14 protein-coding genes are annotated in these 16551 nt (G+C 69.6%); all 14 read right to left on the bottom strand.

Translation table 11 applies throughout. The annotated features are described in order from the left end of the window. Positions 1-239: 239 nt before the first annotated feature. Positions 240-443 (bottom strand): hypothetical protein, encoded by a 204-nt coding sequence (locus ACYQ5L_RS26595; protein WP_379202378.1) that lies wholly within the window; start codon positions 441-443, stop codon positions 240-242. A 106-nt stretch (positions 444-549) separates the two neighbouring features. After that, complete coding sequence (gene wag31, locus ACYQ5L_RS26600) at positions 550-1374, bottom strand: DivIVA-like cell division protein Wag31 (RefSeq protein ID WP_379202376.1); 825 nt, start codon at positions 1372-1374, stop codon at positions 550-552. An 83-nt stretch (positions 1375-1457) separates the two neighbouring features. After that, positions 1458-1748, bottom strand: a complete 291-nt coding sequence (locus ACYQ5L_RS26605; RefSeq protein ID WP_067547402.1) for a YggT family protein — start codon at positions 1746-1748, stop codon at positions 1458-1460. Positions 1749-2055: 307 nt separating this feature from the next. Beyond that, a complete protein-coding gene (locus tag ACYQ5L_RS26610) occupies positions 2056-2835 on the bottom strand; it encodes a cell division protein SepF (protein ID WP_459961003.1) in 780 nt (259 codons plus the stop codon). A gap of 104 nt (positions 2836-2939) precedes the next feature. Then, the gene (locus ACYQ5L_RS26615) at positions 2940-3746 is read right to left on the bottom strand and encodes a YggS family pyridoxal phosphate-dependent enzyme (RefSeq protein ID WP_459961004.1); all 807 of its coding nucleotides are present in this window, start codon (positions 3744-3746) and stop codon (positions 2940-2942) included. Beyond that, positions 3743-4483, bottom strand: a complete 741-nt coding sequence (gene pgeF / locus ACYQ5L_RS26620) for a peptidoglycan editing factor PgeF (RefSeq protein WP_459961005.1) — start codon at positions 4481-4483, stop codon at positions 3743-3745. The genes ACYQ5L_RS26615 and pgeF overlap by 4 nt, the downstream gene beginning before the upstream one ends. 643 nt (positions 4484-5126) lie before the next feature. Then, on the bottom strand, positions 5127-6386 hold the full coding sequence (gene ftsZ, locus ACYQ5L_RS26625; protein ID WP_459961006.1) for a cell division protein FtsZ: 1260 nt from the start codon (positions 6384-6386) through the stop codon (positions 5127-5129). 319 nt (positions 6387-6705) lie between these two features. After that, entirely contained in the window at positions 6706-7530 is an 825-nt protein-coding gene (locus ACYQ5L_RS26630; protein ID WP_459961007.1) for a cell division protein FtsQ/DivIB, read from the bottom strand. 6 nt (positions 7531-7536) lie between these two features. Beyond that, positions 7537-8982, bottom strand: coding sequence for a UDP-N-acetylmuramate--L-alanine ligase (gene murC, locus ACYQ5L_RS26635; RefSeq protein ID WP_459963553.1), 1446 nt, complete (start codon positions 8980-8982; stop codon positions 7537-7539). A 195-nt stretch (positions 8983-9177) separates the two neighbouring features. Then, complete coding sequence (gene ftsW, locus ACYQ5L_RS26640) at positions 9178-10719, bottom strand: putative lipid II flippase FtsW (protein ID WP_459961008.1); 1542 nt, start codon at positions 10717-10719, stop codon at positions 9178-9180. After that, complete coding sequence (gene murD, locus ACYQ5L_RS26645; RefSeq protein ID WP_459963554.1) at positions 10716-12158, bottom strand: UDP-N-acetylmuramoyl-L-alanine--D-glutamate ligase; 1443 nt, start codon at positions 12156-12158, stop codon at positions 10716-10718. The genes ftsW and murD overlap by 4 nt, the downstream gene beginning before the upstream one ends. A gap of 52 nt (positions 12159-12210) precedes the next feature. Next, positions 12211-13287 (bottom strand): phospho-N-acetylmuramoyl-pentapeptide-transferase, encoded by a 1077-nt coding sequence (mraY, locus tag ACYQ5L_RS26650; protein WP_379203763.1) that lies wholly within the window; start codon positions 13285-13287, stop codon positions 12211-12213. After that, positions 13284-14756, bottom strand: a complete 1473-nt coding sequence (locus ACYQ5L_RS26655; RefSeq protein ID WP_459961009.1) for a UDP-N-acetylmuramoyl-tripeptide--D-alanyl-D-alanine ligase — start codon at positions 14754-14756, stop codon at positions 13284-13286. Before ACYQ5L_RS26655 ends, mraY begins: the two co-directional genes overlap by 4 nt. After that, positions 14753-16459 carry a UDP-N-acetylmuramoyl-L-alanyl-D-glutamate--2,6-diaminopimelate ligase gene (locus tag ACYQ5L_RS26660; protein ID WP_459961010.1) on the bottom strand — a complete coding sequence of 569 codons (1707 nt, stop codon included), beginning with the start codon at positions 16457-16459 and terminating at the stop codon, positions 14753-14755. The genes ACYQ5L_RS26655 and ACYQ5L_RS26660 overlap by 4 nt, the downstream gene beginning before the upstream one ends. Positions 16460-16551 lie beyond the last annotated feature (92 nt).

Genomic DNA, 16551 nt, shown 5'->3' on the forward strand with positions numbered 1-16551 from the left:
GCTTGCCCGATCAGGAACGACCGGGCCTCTCATTGCGAGCTGTGACGGGCTCACCCGTTCGGTTCTACTGAGCGCTCGCGCGCCGTTCTTCCGAAGACTCCCCGGTGATAGCCGGATCAACGCCGAAACTTCACCCGACTCTCAGGACTCTCAGGGGCTTCGCCCCCGACCCCCCGGAGCGGGATGGGTTGTCTCGATTCTAGCGGGGCGAGTCCAGCGGATATTCCCGCCCCCGCCGGCTAGTGCTTCGCGTGTCGCCCGCCCGGGCGGGTCTGGGAGTCCTCATCGTTCTCCCGCATGGACAGCGCGCTCACCAGCAGCAGCACCGCGCCGATCACGCAGACGACGATGCACCCCCACGCCCAGATCACCGATCCGGTGGTCAGCGCGGTGACCAGCAGTCCGAAACCGATGGCCGCGAGGACCAGTGTGACAACGAGCATGAGGACCACCCCCTCGTGCGGTGTCGTGGGCCGGCCGGACGGTGGCGGCGCCGCGCTGATCCCCGAGGGGGTTCACAACGCGGCACCAATGGCCGTAGATACGACTTTACTTGCCGCCCTTGAGGAGTGCGCCGTTGCCCGAGGCGCCCTCGCCGAATTCGCCGCCGTCGACCGGGACCGCGGACCCGCGGTTCTCCAGCTCCTCCAGCTGCGACTCCAGGTAGGACTTCAGGCGCACCCGGTACTCGCGCTCGAAGGTCTTGAGCTGCTCGATGCGGCTCTCCAGCACGCTGCGCTGCTGGGTGATGGTGGCCATGATCTCGGTGTGCTTGCGCTCGGCGTCGGCCTGCAGGGCGTCGGCCTTCTCCTTGGCCTGGCGCAGCTGGGAGTCGCTGCGGGTCTGCGCATCCGACAGCATGGCCTCGGCCTTCTGGCGGGCGTCGGCGATCATGGCGTCGGAGCGGGTGCGGGCATCGCCGACCAGACGCTCCGAGTTCGCTCTCGCATTGGCGAGCAGCTGCTCGGCCTCGGTCTTGGCATCGGAGGTGAGGCGGTCTGCCATCTCCTGCGCCAGCGAGAGCACCTTGGCGGCCTGCAGATTCGCATCCGCGCTGGGGGCCTCGGCCTTGACCGGGACCGGCGCGGGAGCGGGCATCGGGGGCGGCGGCGGGGCCACGGCGGCCTTCACCGGCTCCGGCGCGGGCGGCTGCTTCACCGCATTGACCGGGCCCCGATTCTTCTTGGCGTCAGCGAGTTCCGCATCCAGCTCGGCAACCCGCTGGCGAAGATCTGCATTCTCCTCGATGAGGCGTGAGAGCTCCTGCTCGACCAGGTCGAGGAAGGCGTCGACTTCATCCTCGTTGTAGCCGCGCTTCCCGATCGGTGGTTTGCTGAACGCGACGTTGTGAACATCGGCAGGGGTCAGCGGCATGGAACGATCCCTTCACGCTTCGTATGGAGATCTAGCGGTAGATCTGGGCAAGCTTTCTTTCCGGCCATTCTGTCACATCTCAGCTACGCGGCACCCTGGCTGCCCGTGATGGACATCAGGAAGAACACAACGAAAAGCAGGACCATAATCGACAGATCGAGCCGAATTCCCCCAAGATTCACTGGCGGTATCAAACGCCTCAGTAGTTTCACCGGAGGGTCGGTGATCGTGAAGACGATCTCCAGGATCACCACGACGAAGCCGGTCGGCCGCCAGTCGCGCGCGAAGCTGCGAATGAACTCGACGATGACTCGGCTGATCAGCAGCAGCCAGAAGAGGAACAGCAGTAGGTTCAACACCTGGAACAGGGCCACAGCGTTCACTCTGCCTCAGAAACACTGCCTTGCAAAATGAAACGCGGATTGTCGCCGCTCACAGTACGGTTCCGAAGGTATCGGCCGTAGTCAAAGGCATACGGGCGCTACGACTGTGAGTCCGGACGATCCCGGCATCTGAGACTAACCGAACGGCTCGCTGCTCGCTCTCGATCGGGTGCAACCGGCCCGAATCCGGGCCGGGCCATCCGATAGGCGTCACAAACGCGCCACTAACCCCCGTTGACGGCTGCCAGGTGTTTGCAGCCCTTCACGCCCGGCCCTCGCGCCGGTCGTGGCGGTGCTCTTACTTCTGGTTGTAGAAGCCGTTTTCGGCGATCCGGCGACGCTCCTCGGCGGAGACGTCCACATCGGCCGGCGACAGCAGGAAGACCTTGGTCGCGACCTTGTCGAAGGATCCGCGCAGCGCGAAGGCCAGGCCCGCGGCGAAGTCCACCAGGCGACGGGCGTCGGAGTTGCTCATCTCCACCAGATCCATGATCACCGGGGTGCCGTCGCGGAAGCGCTCGCCGATGATGGCGGCCTCGGCATAGGTGCGCGGGCGCAGCGTGGTGATCTTGGACAAGGGCCCTCCGTCCTCGAAGATCTGGGAACGGCGGGGCGCGGGCGGCTCGACCCGGCGCTCCTCCATCCGCAGCTCTTCCATGCGACGCTCGGCGTCGGTGTCCACCGCGAGCGCACCCCGGGTGGCGCCGCGCATCGCCGGCGCGCTGCCGCCCATGGAGCGGGTGCGGCTGGACGGGGCGGTGTCGATACGGGTGGGACGGCGCGGCGCGTCGTAACGGTCGTCCGGGTACTCGTCGGCGTAGTCGTCCCGGCGCGACACGCTGTACCCCGGCTTGTACGGGGCCTTGTACGGCGGCGGCTCGGAGTAGGCGGGCTCGTCGTCGTAGCGATCGTCGGCGTAACGGTCGTATTCACGCTCGGCGTAGGACCGGGACGAACGACGCGCACCACCGCGTTCCTCGGCGCCGCCTCGGGGTCCGCGGTCGTCGACGTAGTCGTCTTCGTAATCCTCGAGCGGAACCATCCCGAAGTACGCCTTGAACTTGTGCAGCGTGCTCATCTGGTCGACCTTCCTTCGGCCCCGGTTGGCCTGGGGTGTTGTCCTGCTCAGTCCTCGTCTGTCACCAAGCATATGTTTCAAATGTGACTGATGAGGTTTCTTTGCTACGCCGAGGTTATCGGTCGAGCGCCCATCAAAGCGGTACCGACACGCACGCACGTCGATCCATGGCGGATCGCGGCCTCCAAATCGTTTGACATGCCCGCCGACAGCTCCGTGGCCTGGGGATGTTCGGTCAGCAGAGCGGCGTGCAGGCGCGCCAGGCGGGCGAAGGCGACGTCCGGTTCGAGGTCCAGCGGCGGAATCGCCATCAGGCCGCCGAGCTGCAACGATGCAGACCGTGCAACGCGGTCGGCGAGGGCGAGCAACTCGGTCTCCTCGACGCCGCCGCGGGCCGGATCGGCATCCAGGCTGACTTGCAGCAGTACGCGCAAGGGGGTGGCGCGCTGCCCCGCCTCGAGGGCCGCGGCGGCCCCGGCGTCCAGGGCCGTCGCCAACCGGTCGGAGTCGACCGAATAGACGGTATTCGCCCAGCGTGCAACGCTTTTCGCCTTGTTGCGCTGCAACCGCCCGATGAATTCCCAGCGCACATGCGACAGATGGCGCAACTGCGCCACCTTGTCGGAAGCCTCCTGCTCACGCGATTCGCCGAACTCGCGCAGGCCCAGTCCATAGAGGATCTCGATATCCGAGGCCGGATGGAACTTGGTCACCGGCAGCAGCCGCACGGTGGCGCGATCGCGCCCGGCGGCCGCGCACGCTGCGTCGATACGCGCCTCGAGGGCGGTCAGCGCCGCCGACAGCTGCGCGATGCGTTCCGGCGATCCAGTGATGCGCGCCTCGCCGCCCGCATCGGCCCGCGCCGCAGCGCCCGGACCGGAACCGGTTGCGACGTCGTGAATCTCGGTCATTCTGCGTTCCCCTCCGATGACATCCAAATCACACCGGCGAGTCTGCCTGTCGGCGCGCCGCGCCGGTGACTGAACAGGGTCTTGTCCTCGATGGTGCACCGCGGATCCACCGCGACCGCGCCCACACCCGCCGCTTCCAGCTGCCGCCGGATCCCCGCCCGCAGATCCAGCCCCGGTGTGCCCTTGGCGGTCGTGGTCGCACTCCCCGGCAGATGCGCCTCCACATCGGCGCGCATGGCGGCGGGCACCTCGTACTGGCGACCACTGGCCGCCGGTCCCAGGAACGCGCCGATCCGCTCCGCCTTCGCCCCCACCGACACCATGGCCTCCAGCACCCGCGGCACGATCCCGATCCGCGCCCCGATCCGCCCCGCGTGCACCGCCGCGATCACCCCCGCCTCGTCATCGGACAGCAGAATCGGCACGCAATCCGCGGTGAGCACCACCAGCGCCACCTCCCGCTGCGTCGTCACCAGCGCATCCGTGGCAGGCACCGGCTCACTCCGCGGCCCGTCCACGATCTCCACATTCCGCCCGTGAATCTGTTCCATCCAGACCAGTCGCCCCGGATCCAGCCCGATACTCTCCGCAAGCCGAACCCGATTGCGCCGCACCGCCTCCGGATCATCCCCGACATGGTCCCCAAGATTGAACGAGTCATAGGGCGCAACAGAGAAGCCCCCCGCCCGCGTCGTCACTACCCGCCGAGTCCGATAAACCGGTGCCGCAGAAGTCATGCCCCCGAGCGTAGTAGCCACCACCGGGCAATCCCCCACTCGCCAACCACACCCCAGCGCAACCGCCCACCCGCGACCGACACTCCAGCGCAACCGCCGCCCGCCCGCGATCCGCACCCCAGCGCAACCGCCTCCCCGCCATCCGTACTCCGGCGCAGCCGCCCTCCCGCGATCCGTACTCCGGCGCAGCCGCCCTCCCCGCGATCCGTGCTCCGGCGCAGCCGCCCTCCCGCGATCCGTACTCCGGCGCAGCCGCCTCCCCGCCATCCGCGCTCCGGCGCAGCCGCCTCCCCGCCATCCGTACTCCGGCGCAGCCGCCTCCCCGCCATCCGCGCTCCGGCGCAGCCGCCCTCCCCGCCATCCGTACTCCGGCGCAGCGGCCCTCCCGCGATCCGCCCGACAGTCTTCGGGGTCAAGGGGCGGAGCCCCTTGTGGGGGTGCGGGGGCTAGCCCCTGCGGGGGTGCGGGGGTGTCCCCCGCCGGGGGCCGTGGGGGTGTCCCCCACAAATCAAACACAGCCAAAACCGTATTCAGCACAGAACAGCGAACGCGCCCGCTCATCTGCGGGCGCGTCGTATCAACAGTGGCGGTACCGCGCTCTCTCCGGTTCCGGAGCGCGGCTCACCACAGCCATTCTCTCTATCTACCGCCGCATGAACGACGGCACGTCCACATCATCGTCGTCCGCGTCGGGCGGCTGGATGTGGTTGCGGGAGTTGTGAGCCACCGTGGGATCCACCGCAGGCCGTGGCGATTCGTAGGACGGCGCCGGGCCCCGGCCGGCAGACGGCGGCGTCTGGCTGATCGGCGGCGCAGGCTCCGGCCGCGACTGGACCGGATCCGGCGTGCGGGCGGTGGTGAATTCGGCACGGCTGCTGACTTCTCCGGCACTCGCGCGAGCCGTGCCGAAAGAACTCCCGGTACGACCGACCGTGGGCTCGATGCGACGGGCGGGAGTGCCACCGTCAAAACCCGCGGCGATCACCGTGACCCGCACCTCGTCGCCGAGGGAATCGTCGATGACCGTACCGAAGATGATGTTGGCTTCGATATGGGCGGCCTCCTGCACCAGCGAGGCCGCCTCGTTGATCTCGAACAGGCCGAGATCCGAGCCGCCGGCGATCGACAGCAGCACGCCGTGCGCACCGTCCATCGACGCCTCCAGCAGCGGCGAATTGATGGCCGCCTCGGCGGCTTTCACCGACCGGCCCTCACCGCGGGCCGAGCCGATGCCCATGAGCGCGCTGCCCGCGCCGGACATGACCGACTTGACGTCCGCGAAGTCGACATTGATCAGGCCCGGGGTGGTGATCAGGTCGGTGATGCCCTGCACACCGTTGAGGAGCACCTCGTCGGCGGAGCGGAAGGCGTCCATGAGGCTGACCGCGGCGTCGCCGAGCTGCAGCAGGCGGTCGTTGGGGATGACGATCAGCGTGTCGCAGGACTCGCGCAGCGCCTGGATGCCGGCCTCGGCCTGATTGCTGCGGCGCTTGCCCTCGAACGAGAACGGCCGCGTGACGACACCGATGGTGAGCGCGCCCAGCTTGCGGGCGATGCTGGCCACGACGGGCGCGCCGCCGGTGCCGGTGCCACCGCCTTCACCGGCGGTCACGAAGACCATGTCGGCGCCCTTGAGCACCTCTTCGATCTCGTCCTTGTGATCCTCGGCGGCCTTGCGGCCCACCTCCGGATCGGCGCCGGCGCCCAGTCCGCGGGTGAGTTCGCGGCCGACATCGAGCTTGACGTCGGCATCGGACATCAGCAGCGCCTGCGCGTCGGTATTGACCGCGATGAACTCGACTCCCTTGAGTCCCTGTTCGATCATTCGGTTGACGGCGTTCACGCCGCCGCCGCCGATACCGACGACCTTGATCACAGCAAGGTAGTTGTGCGGGGGCGTCATGGGCGTTCGCCTTCCTTCGATCTGAAACAGCTGTCGTCTTCGAATACCTGACCGACGCTGAATCTTTGGTCTCGGTCCGATAAAGCCTCAACCATAGGTTTAGCGTTATGTCAAGTATCCGACTGGTGCGGAACGGTATTAGCCACCACCGCGTTACGGGCGCAGGCGCGCCGAAACGAGTGTCAGAATCTTGTGTGATTCACCTCGTCCGACCCCACCTGGCATCGTATCGTGGACGGTTGCTCTCCGGTGCCGGATAGTCGCCGACGGTGACATTCCGGCAAGCCGCCGAATATTTCGGCGGCCCAACGGGTATCGCTCACTTTACCGTGACCAGATTCGGACTCGAAATGTCGAACACCGTGCCGGGCTGGGTGAGCAGCGGCCCGACCACGGCGGCCTTGCGCGCCGAATCGCTCTCGCCGCCCCACAGCACGGTCCGGCCGTCGCGCAACTCGAGGGCAATATCCGAAACCGAACGGGCCGCAATCTCTCCCACTTGCAGGCGTAGGTCCGGCGGCGCGGCGGCGAGCACGGCGACCGCGGCCCGGGTGGCCGGATCCGCGCCGCCCGGATGCGGGGTGACCAGTCTGGGAATGCCGGGCGGCGGCGGCTCGATCGCGAATTCCACGCTGTCCCAATCGACCAGGTGCGGCCCCTCCGGGCTGTCGAACCAGAGCACGGCGGTGCGCTCCTCGACGGTCACCTTGACGCTGGACGGGAACACCCGCTGCACCCGCACCGATCGCACCTTGGGCAGGGCGGCAACGCGTTCGGCCATGGCGGTGGTGTCGATGCGCAGCATCGACAGTCCCCGTGGGACTTCCAGCGCATCGAGAACCTGTTGCTCCCCCACGGCGGCGAGGCCGTCCACGCGCACCGTGCGCACCGACAGCACCGGCGTGAAGTAGGCGACCGCGCCGAGGGCGATCAGCAGCACGACACCGACCGCCGTGCCGATGCGCACCCGCGGTGACCGCCAGGCCCTGGACAGCCGGGAGTCCGGGCGCCCGCGCCGCAGCCGGGCCCGCCGGGCCGCGGCGGCCGCGGCCCGATCCGGGCCCGGTCCGGGCGCCTCGTCCTCGTCCCAGTCGTCCGCGGCGTCGGCCGCTCTGCCGTCGTCCGCTCCCCCACCCGAACGCATGGGCGCTTACCGCCCGTGCGCCGGCCGCGCCCGCAGCCCGTCGAGGATCTGGCTGCCGAGCATGGTGACATCGCCCGCGCCCATGGTGATCACGACATCGCCGGGGCGGGCCAGGGCGGCCACCTGCCGGCCCACGCGCGACATATCCGGCTGGTAGTGCACGGGTTTGGTGACGGCATTGGCCACCAGCGCGCCGTTCACGCCGGGCAGCGGTTCCTCGCGCGCGCCGTAGACGTCGAGCACGACGACCTCGTCGGCGAGGGACAGGGCCGCGCCGAATTCGGTCGCGAAGGTGGCGGTGCGGCTGTAGAGGTGCGGTTGGAAGACCACGATGACCCGGCCCGGCCGCGAGCGCGCGCCGTCGCGGGCCTCCTGGGCGACCAGTTCCGCGGCGGCGGAGAGCACCGCGCGCACCTCGGTCGGATGGTGGGCGTAGTCGTCGAAGACGCGGACGCCGTTCTCCCGCCCGGTCAGCTGGAAGCGCCGGTGCACACCGCCGAAACCCTCCAGGCCCTGGATGATTTCGCCGAGATCGGCGCCGCCCGCGCGGGCGGCCAGCAGTGCGCCGAGGGCATTGAGGGCCATGTGGCGGCCGGGCACCGACAGCCGCAGCGTGCGCGGGGCGGATTCGTCGGAGAGCTGGAACACCGCCACCCCGCCGACATCGCGCGGTTCCCAGGATTCGAGCCGGGCCCCGAGCGGCACGGAGGAATCGGCGAGTTCGCCCGAACCGTACCCGATCACCTCGATACCGCGCGGGTCGCCGGCGAGCCGGGCCACCGTGCGCTGCGCCAGCCCCAGCGAGCCCGGATCGTCCACGCAGACGACCAGCCGACCGCCGGGCTGCAGCCGGTCCACGAAATCGTCGAAGACCTGGACGTACGCCTCATCGGAGCCGAAGTAGTCCAGATGGTCGGATTCGATATTGGTGACCACCGCGACGTCCGGCGCGTACTGCAGCAGCGAGCCGTCGCTCTCGTCGGCCTCGGCCACGAAGATGCCGCCGGTGCCGTGGTGGGCATTGGTGCCCGCCTCGTTGAGTTCGCCGCCGACCGCGAAGGACGGGTCGAAACCGCAGTGCTGCAGGGCGACCACCAGCATGGACGTGGTCGAGGTCTTGCCGTGCGTGCCCGAGACCAGCAGCGTCTTGTGGCCCTGCATGAGCGAGGCCAGCACGGTGGGCCGCAGCAGCACGGGCACGCCGCGCTTGTGTGCTTCCACCAGTTCGGGATTGGTCTTGGGGATGGCGGCATAGGTGGTGACCACGGCGGTCGGGCCATCGGGCAGCAGGTCCAGCGCGTCGGCCGCGTGACCGATGCGCACCTGCGCGCCACGGGCCCGCAGCGCCAGCACGCCCCGGCTCTCCTTGGCGTCCGATCCGGACACCATGCCGCCCCGCGACAATAGAATCCGGGCGATTCCGGACATACCCGCGCCGCCGATGCCGATCATGTGCACCCGCTGCAACTCTTCCGGCAGGTCGGTTTCCCGCACCACCGTCTCGGCCCCCGTCTGTTCGGTATCCGGTGCTTCAGTCACGACCTGCCACCTCCAGAACGATTCGCGTCCGCCACGATACTGCCGCCGGGGCGACAACCGGGCGCGCGTCGAGTTCCGGCACGATCTCCGAGCGCGGCCGCTCCACTGTCACCTCTTACCTCGTTCGTCTCTCGCGTGTCTCATTGGATAGCTGGGCTCCCAGGCGCGGGTGCTGCGCCACGATTCGGTGGAGCGGCTGGTGCGCCGGGCCGAGTCCGAATCTATCGACCGGCGCGGGACCGGATCGGAGCCGCCCCGGCCGCGGCCGCCGGGCGGTAGCGCCCGGCGCGGGGGCGCGCCTTTGATCTTGGCCTCCTTGCCCGGCTTGGGTTTGGCTTTCGGCCGCGATCGCGCGGCCTGCGCCCGTGCGGGCGAATACATCTCGGGTTTGGGCAGGCGCAGCAGTCGGCTCACCCGGCCGTCCTGCCCGGCGTGCAGCGCCGCCACCGCCTCCGGCTCGTGCCGGGCGGCATTGGCGATGATGCCGAACATGAACAGGGTGATGGCCAGCGAGGAACCGCCGGCCGAGACCAGCGGCAGCTGCAGACCGGTCACCGGCAGCAACCCCACCACATAGCCGACATTGATGAGCGCCTGACCGGTGATCCAGGTGGTGGCCGAGGCGGTCAGCAGCCGCAGGAACGGGTCGATCGAGCGGGTCGAGATGCGCAGGCCGGTATAGACGAACAGCGCGAAAAGCCCGAGTACCAGCGCACATCCGAGAAATCCGAGCTCCTCGCCGATAATGGCGAAGATGAAATCGTTGTGCGCGTTGGGCAGATAGCTCCACTTGGCCCGGGACTGCCCCAGCCCGCGGCCCCAGATGCCGCCGTCGGCAAGCGAATACAGCGCCTGGCGGGCCTGATAGCCGATGCCCTGCGGATCGTCACCCGGATTGAAGAACGCGCGCATACGGTCGGAGCGGTAGCCGGCCGACAGCGCCAGGATCGCCGCCGCCACACCGCCGGAGACCGCGATGGTGACGAACATGCGCAGCGGCAGTCCGCCGAACCACAGCAGCGAGGCCAGCACGATGCCCAGCGCGATGGTGGTGGACAGGTTGGGTTCCAGCACGACCAGGAAGCACACGATCAGGCCGGCCGGCACCAAGGGCATGAGAATGTCCTTGTACCCGGCCTTCTCGCTCATGCGCGAGGCCAGCAGGTGCGAACCCCACACCACCAGGGTCACCTTGGCGATCTCGGAGGGCTGCACGGAGACGAAGCCGAGGTCGAACCAGCGCCGCGAGCCCTGCACCTCGGTGCCGATGCCGGGAATGAGCACCAGCACCAGCAGGATCACCGACAGCACGAACACCGGGAACGACAGCTGCCGCATGAGCCGCATGGGAATCCGCAGCGCGATATAGAACAGCACCGCGCCGAAGGCCGCCAGCACCGCCTGCTGGATGAACAGCGAATACGCGGACTTGCCACCGGCATAGGACTCCACGCTGGAGGCGGAGAGCACCATCACCAGGCCGAGCACGGTGAGCAGCACCGCGATGGCCACCACGAGATGGAACGACGCCAGCGGGCGGGACAGCCAGACCGCGAACCAGCCCGCGGCGGGCCGCCGGGCCGCGGTCTTGGCCGCCGGTCGCGACGCGGGGGCCGCCGACCGGGCGGCCCGCCGCGGCGCGGCGCTCACTGCGGGCTCCCGATGTCCTTCTCGTCCAGGGCCTGCACCGCCGCGGCGAAACTGCGGCCGCGATGCGTGTAGTCGGCGAACATGTCCAGCGAGGCCGCGGCCGGGGCCAGCAGCACGGTGTCGCCGCGGGTGGCGAATCCGGCGGCCACCCGGACCGCGCGGGCCATCACCGCTTCGGGCTCGATTTCGGTGAAGGGGTCACCCATTCCTCGATCGTCCCCCGAACCCAGCGTCACGACCGGGACATCGGGCGCGTGTCGCGCGAGTGCGGCCGCGATCACGGGCGCGTCGACGCCCACAAGCACGGCGGCGACGAGATGCTCGCGCACCTCCTCGACGAGGTCCTCCACATTCGCACCCTTGAGCTGACCGCCGGCCACCCAGATCACGTTCTGGTGGGCCAAGATCGACGAGCGCGCGGCGTGCGGGTTGGTGGCCTTGGAGTCGTCCACGAACTCGACGCCCGACAGCTCGCGCACGAAGGCGGCGCGGTGCGGGCCCACCTTGTGTTCCTGCAGGCCCTCTTTCACGAACTGCGGGGCCACATCGATGGACCGGGTGAGCGCGGCGGCGGCGAGGGCGTCGGCCACACCGGCCGGTCCCTGCGGGCTGATATCGCCGGTCTCGGCCAGGATGGCGGCCTTGGTGAAGGCGCGATCGAGCAGCTTGCCGTCCACCACGCCCAGTTCGCCGTCGGCGGGCACGCCGATGCGGAAGCCGACGGTGCGGCGCGCCTTGGACTTTCGGGCCAGCGCGGCCGCGACCTGATCGTCGAGGCCGACCACGCCGACCCGCCCGGTCAGCGCGCGCGCCTTGGCCGCGGCGTAGGCGTCCAGGCCGCCGTGCCAATCCAGGTGATCCTCGGCCACATTCAGCACCACACCCGCCTCCGGGCGGACCGAGGGGGCCCAATGCAGTTGGAACGAGGACAGTTCCACCGCGAGCACCTGCGGGCCCGGATTGCGGCGCAGCGCGTCCAGGATGGGCAGCCCGATATTGCCGCAGGCCACCGAGGGAATCCCGGCCGCGCGCAGGATGGAGTGCGTCATCTGGGTGGTGGTGGTCTTGCCATTGGTGCCGGTCACCACCAGCCACTTGCGGACCGGCCCGTAGATGCGGGCCTGATCCACCCACCACGCGAACTCGACGTCGCCCCAGACCGGAATGCCCTCGGTGACCGCCGAAGCCAGCACCGGCGAATCCGGCCGCCAGCCCGGGCTGGTGATGACCAGCGCGAACCGTTGCAGCGCACCGGGTTCGGCCAGTTCGGCGCAGGTGGCGGTGGCCAGCCCCAGTTCGGCGGCCTCGGCCAGGGCCTTCTCGCCATTGTCGGTGACGATCGGCCGGGCGCCGATATCGTGCAGCGGTTCGATCAGCGACCGGCCGGAGACGCCCCAGCCGGCGACGAGAACGTCACGCCCACGCAGGAATTCGAGCATGGGTCCCGGTGAACGCAGAACCCGCGGAGAATGTTCGACCATTGCTTCTCACTCACCCGACCGCGGAAAGGTAATCGCTGTAGAACAGGCCAAGACCGATTGCCGACGCCATGCCGGCCAGCAACCAGAATCGTATGATCACAGTCGTTTCGGCCCATCCGCTCAATTCGAAGTGATGATGGAACGGTGCCATCTTGAACAATCGGTTGCGCGTGGTGCGGAACACCGCCACCTGCAGGATCACCGAGAGCGCCTCCATCACGAACAGCGCGCCGATGACCACCATCAGCAGCTCGGTGCGGGTGGTGACGGACAGGCCCGCGAGCAGGCCGCCCAGCGCCAGCGAACCGGTATCGCCCATGAAGATCTTGGCGGGCGCGGCATTCCACCACAGGAAGCCGATGCAGGCCGCGCCGCCGGCGGCGCAGACCAGCGCCAGATCCAGCGGATCGCGCACGTTGTAGCAGCCCGCCTCCGGATGGGTCGAGCAGGCATTGCGCCACTGCCAGAAGGTGATGATCATGTACGCGCCCAGCACCAGTGACATGGAACCGGCCGCCAGACCGTCCAGGCCGTCGGTCAGGTTGACCGCATTGGACCAGGCCACGACCACCAGGCTGACGAACAACAGGAAGATGACCACGCCCATGGACACCGTCGTGATGTCCCGGGTGTAGGACAGGTGGCGGCTGGCGGGGGTCAATCCATTGGCGCCCTTGAACTGCAGCGCCAGCACGCCGAAGATGACCGCCGAGCCGAGCTGGCCGATGTACTTGCCGGCCGCGGTGAGACCCAGATTGCGCTGCTTGCGCAGCTTGATCAGGTCGTCGAGGAAGCCGACGCCGCCCAGCGCGGTGGCCAGGCCCATGACCAGCAGGCCCGAGGCCGACGGGCCGGGCTCGCCGTAGCTCATCGAGATCAGGTGCGAGCCCAGGTAACCGGCCCACATGCCGGCCAGGATGGCGACGCCGCCCATGGTGGGGGTGCCGCGCTTGGCCTTGTGCGATTCCGGGCCGTCGACCCGGATCTCCTGGCCGAAGCCCTGTTTGGCGAAATACCTGATCACCACGGGGGTGAGCAGGATGGACACGGCGAGCGCGATGGCCGCCGAGAGCAGAATCTGAGTCATCGGGCGGCCTCCACGAGATGCTCGGCCACGGCCCACAGGCCCACCGACTTCGACGCCTTCACCAGCACCACGTCACCCGGCCCGAGCTCGTCGTCCAGCAGTGCGATGGCGGATTCGATATCCGGCACGTGTATGGCTTCCTCACCCCAGGAACCTTCCTGCACGGCCCCCTGGAACATGGCGCGCACCGGACGGCCCGCGCCCACCACGACGAGCTGATCCACGTCCAGGCGCACCACCAGGCGGCCGATCTTGTCGTGTTCGAGAACGGATTCCTCGCCCAGCTCGCCCATTTCGCCGAGCACGGCCCAGCTGCGGCGCGGCTCGGCGCCCGACTTGGCCATGGTGACGAGCGCTTTCAGGGCAGCGCGCACGGAATCCGGGTTGGCGTTGTAGGAGTCGTTGACGACGGTGACGCCGTCGGCGCGGGTCCGCACATCCATGCGGCGTTCCGACACCGCGGTGGCCTCGCCCAGCGCCCGGGCGACCGTCGCCAGGTCCGCGCCCTGCTCCAGGGCCACGGCGGCGGCCGAGAGGGCATTGCCGACCTGGTGCTCACCGTGCACGGCGAGCCGCACCGGCACGCTCTCGCCCTTGTGGTGCAGGGTGAATCGCGCCCGCGCCTGCTCGTCGAGCACCACATCGGTGGCCCGCACGTCGGCGGTCGACGCCTGGCCGACGGTCACCACGCGCGCCCGGGTGCGCTCGGCCATCCGGGCAACGAGGTGGTCGTCGGCATTGAGCACGGCCAGGCCGGTCGGCGGAAGGGCTTCCACCAGTTCGCCTTTGGTCTGCGCGATCACTTCCCGGCTGCCGAACTCGCCCAGGTGCGCGGTGCCCACATTGAGCACGACGCCGACGCCCGGCGGGGCGACCTCGGTGAGCGCCTTGATGTGGCCCGGGCCGCGGGCCGACAGCTCCAGCACCAGGAAGCGGGTATCGGCATTGGCGCGCAAAGCCGTCCAGGGATGCCCGATCTCGTTGTTGAACGAGCCGGGCGGCGCCACCACCGGGCCCAGCGGGGCCAGGGCGGCGGCGATCAGATCCTTGGTGGAGGTCTTGCCCGAGGAGCCGGTCACGCCGACCACGGTCAGCCCGCCGGCCGCCACCAGGCGATCCACGCTGACGCGGGCCAGCTTGGCCAGGGCCTCCAGCACGGCCGCGCCGGAGCCGTCGGCGTCGTGCGCCAGCGCGATGGCCCGGCTCGCGTGCGGCTGCGGCGTCACCACGATGGCGGGCACGCCCACCGGCCGCGCGGCCAGCACCGCGACCGCGCCCTGCGCGCGGGCCTGGGCCGCGAAGTCGTGGCCGTCCACGTTCGCTCCCGGCAGCGCCAGGAACAGGTCACCGGAATCGATACGGCGCGAATCGAATTCGGCCGTCCCGGTGACCTTCGCGTCGGGATCCGGGACGTCGTGCAGCGTACCGCCCACGACGTCCGCGATCTCCCGCAAAGTCATCTCGATCATGAATGCGTCAGGTCCCTCGTCTTCCGCGACAGCGCTGCCGCGAGCACCTCGCGGTCGTCGAAGCGGTGCTTCACGCCTGAAATCTCCTGCCCTGTCTCATGTCCCTTGCCCGCGATCAGCACCACGTCACCGGGTCGCGCCCAGTCGACGGCGGCGGCGATCGCCGCGGCCCGGTCCCCCACCTCCCGGACCTCACCGCGTTCGCCCGGGGGAACCTGTTCGGCCCCGGCCCGGACCGCGGCGCGGATGGCCGCGGGATCCTCACCGCGTGGATTGTCGTCGGTAATGATGAGCAGATCGGCCCCGCGCGCCCCCGCCGCCCCCATCAACGGGCGCTTCCCGGCATCGCGGTCACCGCCCGCGCCGACCACCACCGCCAGCCGGCCCGCGCCCCGTTCGGCGAGCAGGGCGCGCAGCGTGGCCACCACCGATTCGATGGCGGCGGGCTTGTGCGCGTAATCGACCACCGCCAGGAAGTCCTGCCCCTCGTCCACGCGCTGCATGCGCCCGGGCACGTCGACCTCGCCCAGCGCCGCCGCGGCGGTCGCCGCCGGGACCCCGGCCGCCGCGCACACGGCCACGGCCAGCAGCCCGTTGGCGATGTTGTACGCACCCGGCAGCCGCAGCCGCACATCGACGTCTCCCCGCGGGCCCGCGGCGGTGAACTCCTGGATGCCGCCGACGCCGGCAGTCGCCGCGCTCGCAGTCCAGTCGGCCTGCACGCCGGGACGAGTCGCGACGGTCACCAGGCCGGGCCGTGCGGCAACGCCGGCCTCCCCGGTCATCCCGGCGTGCTCCCCGGGGTTCAGATCGTCGGCGATTTCACCGGCGAGGCGGCTGCCCCACTCGTCGTCCACGCATATGACCGACGTGCGCGCGGCCACCGAAGGGCGCGGCGAGGCAGCGGTGTTCGGTCCGTCCGGAATGAACAGGCGGCGCTTGGCGGCGAAGTAGTCCTCGAAATCGCTGTGGAAGTCGAGGTGGTCCTGGGACAGGTTGGTGAACGCGCCGACGGTGAAGCTGACGCCGTCCACGCGGCCCAGCGCCAGGGCGTGGCTGGAGACCTCCATGACCACGGCCTGCACGCCCTGTTCGACCATGAGCGCGAACATGGCGTGCAGCTGCGGGGCCTCGGGGGTGGTCAGGGCGCTCGGCACGCGCACGCCGCCGATGCGGGTCTCGATGGTGCCGATCAGCGCGGTGCGCAGCCCGGCGGCCGCGAGCCCGGCCTCCACCAGATACGAGGTGGTGGTTTTGCCGGACGTGCCGGTGATGCCCACGATGCGCAGTTTGCGAGACGGATCACCGTAAAGAGCCGAGGACAACTCGCCGAGCACCGCGCGCGGCGCGTCGTGCACCAGCACCGGCACCTCGATATCGCCGATGAGCTCCGCCCCCGCCGGATCGGTGAGAATCGCGACCGCGCCGCGCGCCACCGCGTCCCGGGCGAACCGGGCGCCGTGCGCCTTCGCCCCGGCCAGTCCGGCGAACAGATCGCCCGGCTGCACGGCGTTCGAGCGCTGCTCGATGCCGGTGATCCGCACGTCCTCGGGTATCGAGTCCTGCACCGGGCGCGCGCCCGTGCGTGTGGCCACCTCGCGCAGGGCGGTCACCGGCGGTGCGGTGGGCCGGAGCACCTGCGGGTTGGTCTGCGCGGGCACGAAGCTCCTCTCGGAATCTGGTCTGGTGTGAATCCGGGCCATACGTTTTCGGTCCACGGATTCGGATCGACGAGTCAGGTTACCTGTGTTGGATCGCCGTGCGATCGGCACGGCGCAGTTCCGTCACCCGCCGG

The sequence above is a fragment of the Nocardia sp. IFM 10818 genome, assembly GCF_054655275.1.

Coding starts and splice junctions, on each gene's coding strand:
- murC (WP_459963553.1), bottom strand. CDS start 8,982: ATGATCGGCATCGGCGGCGCGGGTATGTCCGGAATCGCCCGGATTCTA.
- ftsZ (WP_459961006.1), bottom strand. CDS start 6,386: ATGACGCCCCCGCACAACTACCTTGCTGTGATCAAGGTCGTCGGTATC.
- ACYQ5L_RS26595 (WP_379202378.1), bottom strand. CDS start 443: ATGCTCGTTGTCACACTGGTCCTCGCGGCCATCGGTTTCGGACTGCTG.
- mraY (WP_379203763.1), bottom strand. CDS start 13,287: ATGACTCAGATTCTGCTCTCGGCGGCCATCGCGCTCGCCGTGTCCATC.
- ACYQ5L_RS26615 (WP_459961004.1), bottom strand. CDS start 3,746: ATGACCGAGATTCACGACGTCGCAACCGGTTCCGGTCCGGGCGCTGCG.
- pgeF (WP_459961005.1), bottom strand. CDS start 4,483: ATGACTTCTGCGGCACCGGTTTATCGGACTCGGCGGGTAGTGACGACG.
- ACYQ5L_RS26660 (WP_459961010.1), bottom strand. CDS start 16,459: ATGGCCCGGATTCACACCAGACCAGATTCCGAGAGGAGCTTCGTGCCC.
- murD (WP_459963554.1), bottom strand. CDS start 12,158: ATGCTCGAATTCCTGCGTGGGCGTGACGTTCTCGTCGCCGGCTGGGGC.
- wag31 (WP_379202376.1), bottom strand. CDS start 1,374: ATGCCGCTGACCCCTGCCGATGTTCACAACGTCGCGTTCAGCAAACCA.
- ACYQ5L_RS26610 (WP_459961003.1), bottom strand. CDS start 2,835: ATGAGCACGCTGCACAAGTTCAAGGCGTACTTCGGGATGGTTCCGCTC.
- ACYQ5L_RS26630 (WP_459961007.1), bottom strand. CDS start 7,530: ATGCGTTCGGGTGGGGGAGCGGACGACGGCAGAGCGGCCGACGCCGCG.
- ACYQ5L_RS26655 (WP_459961009.1), bottom strand. CDS start 14,756: ATGATCGAGATGACTTTGCGGGAGATCGCGGACGTCGTGGGCGGTACG.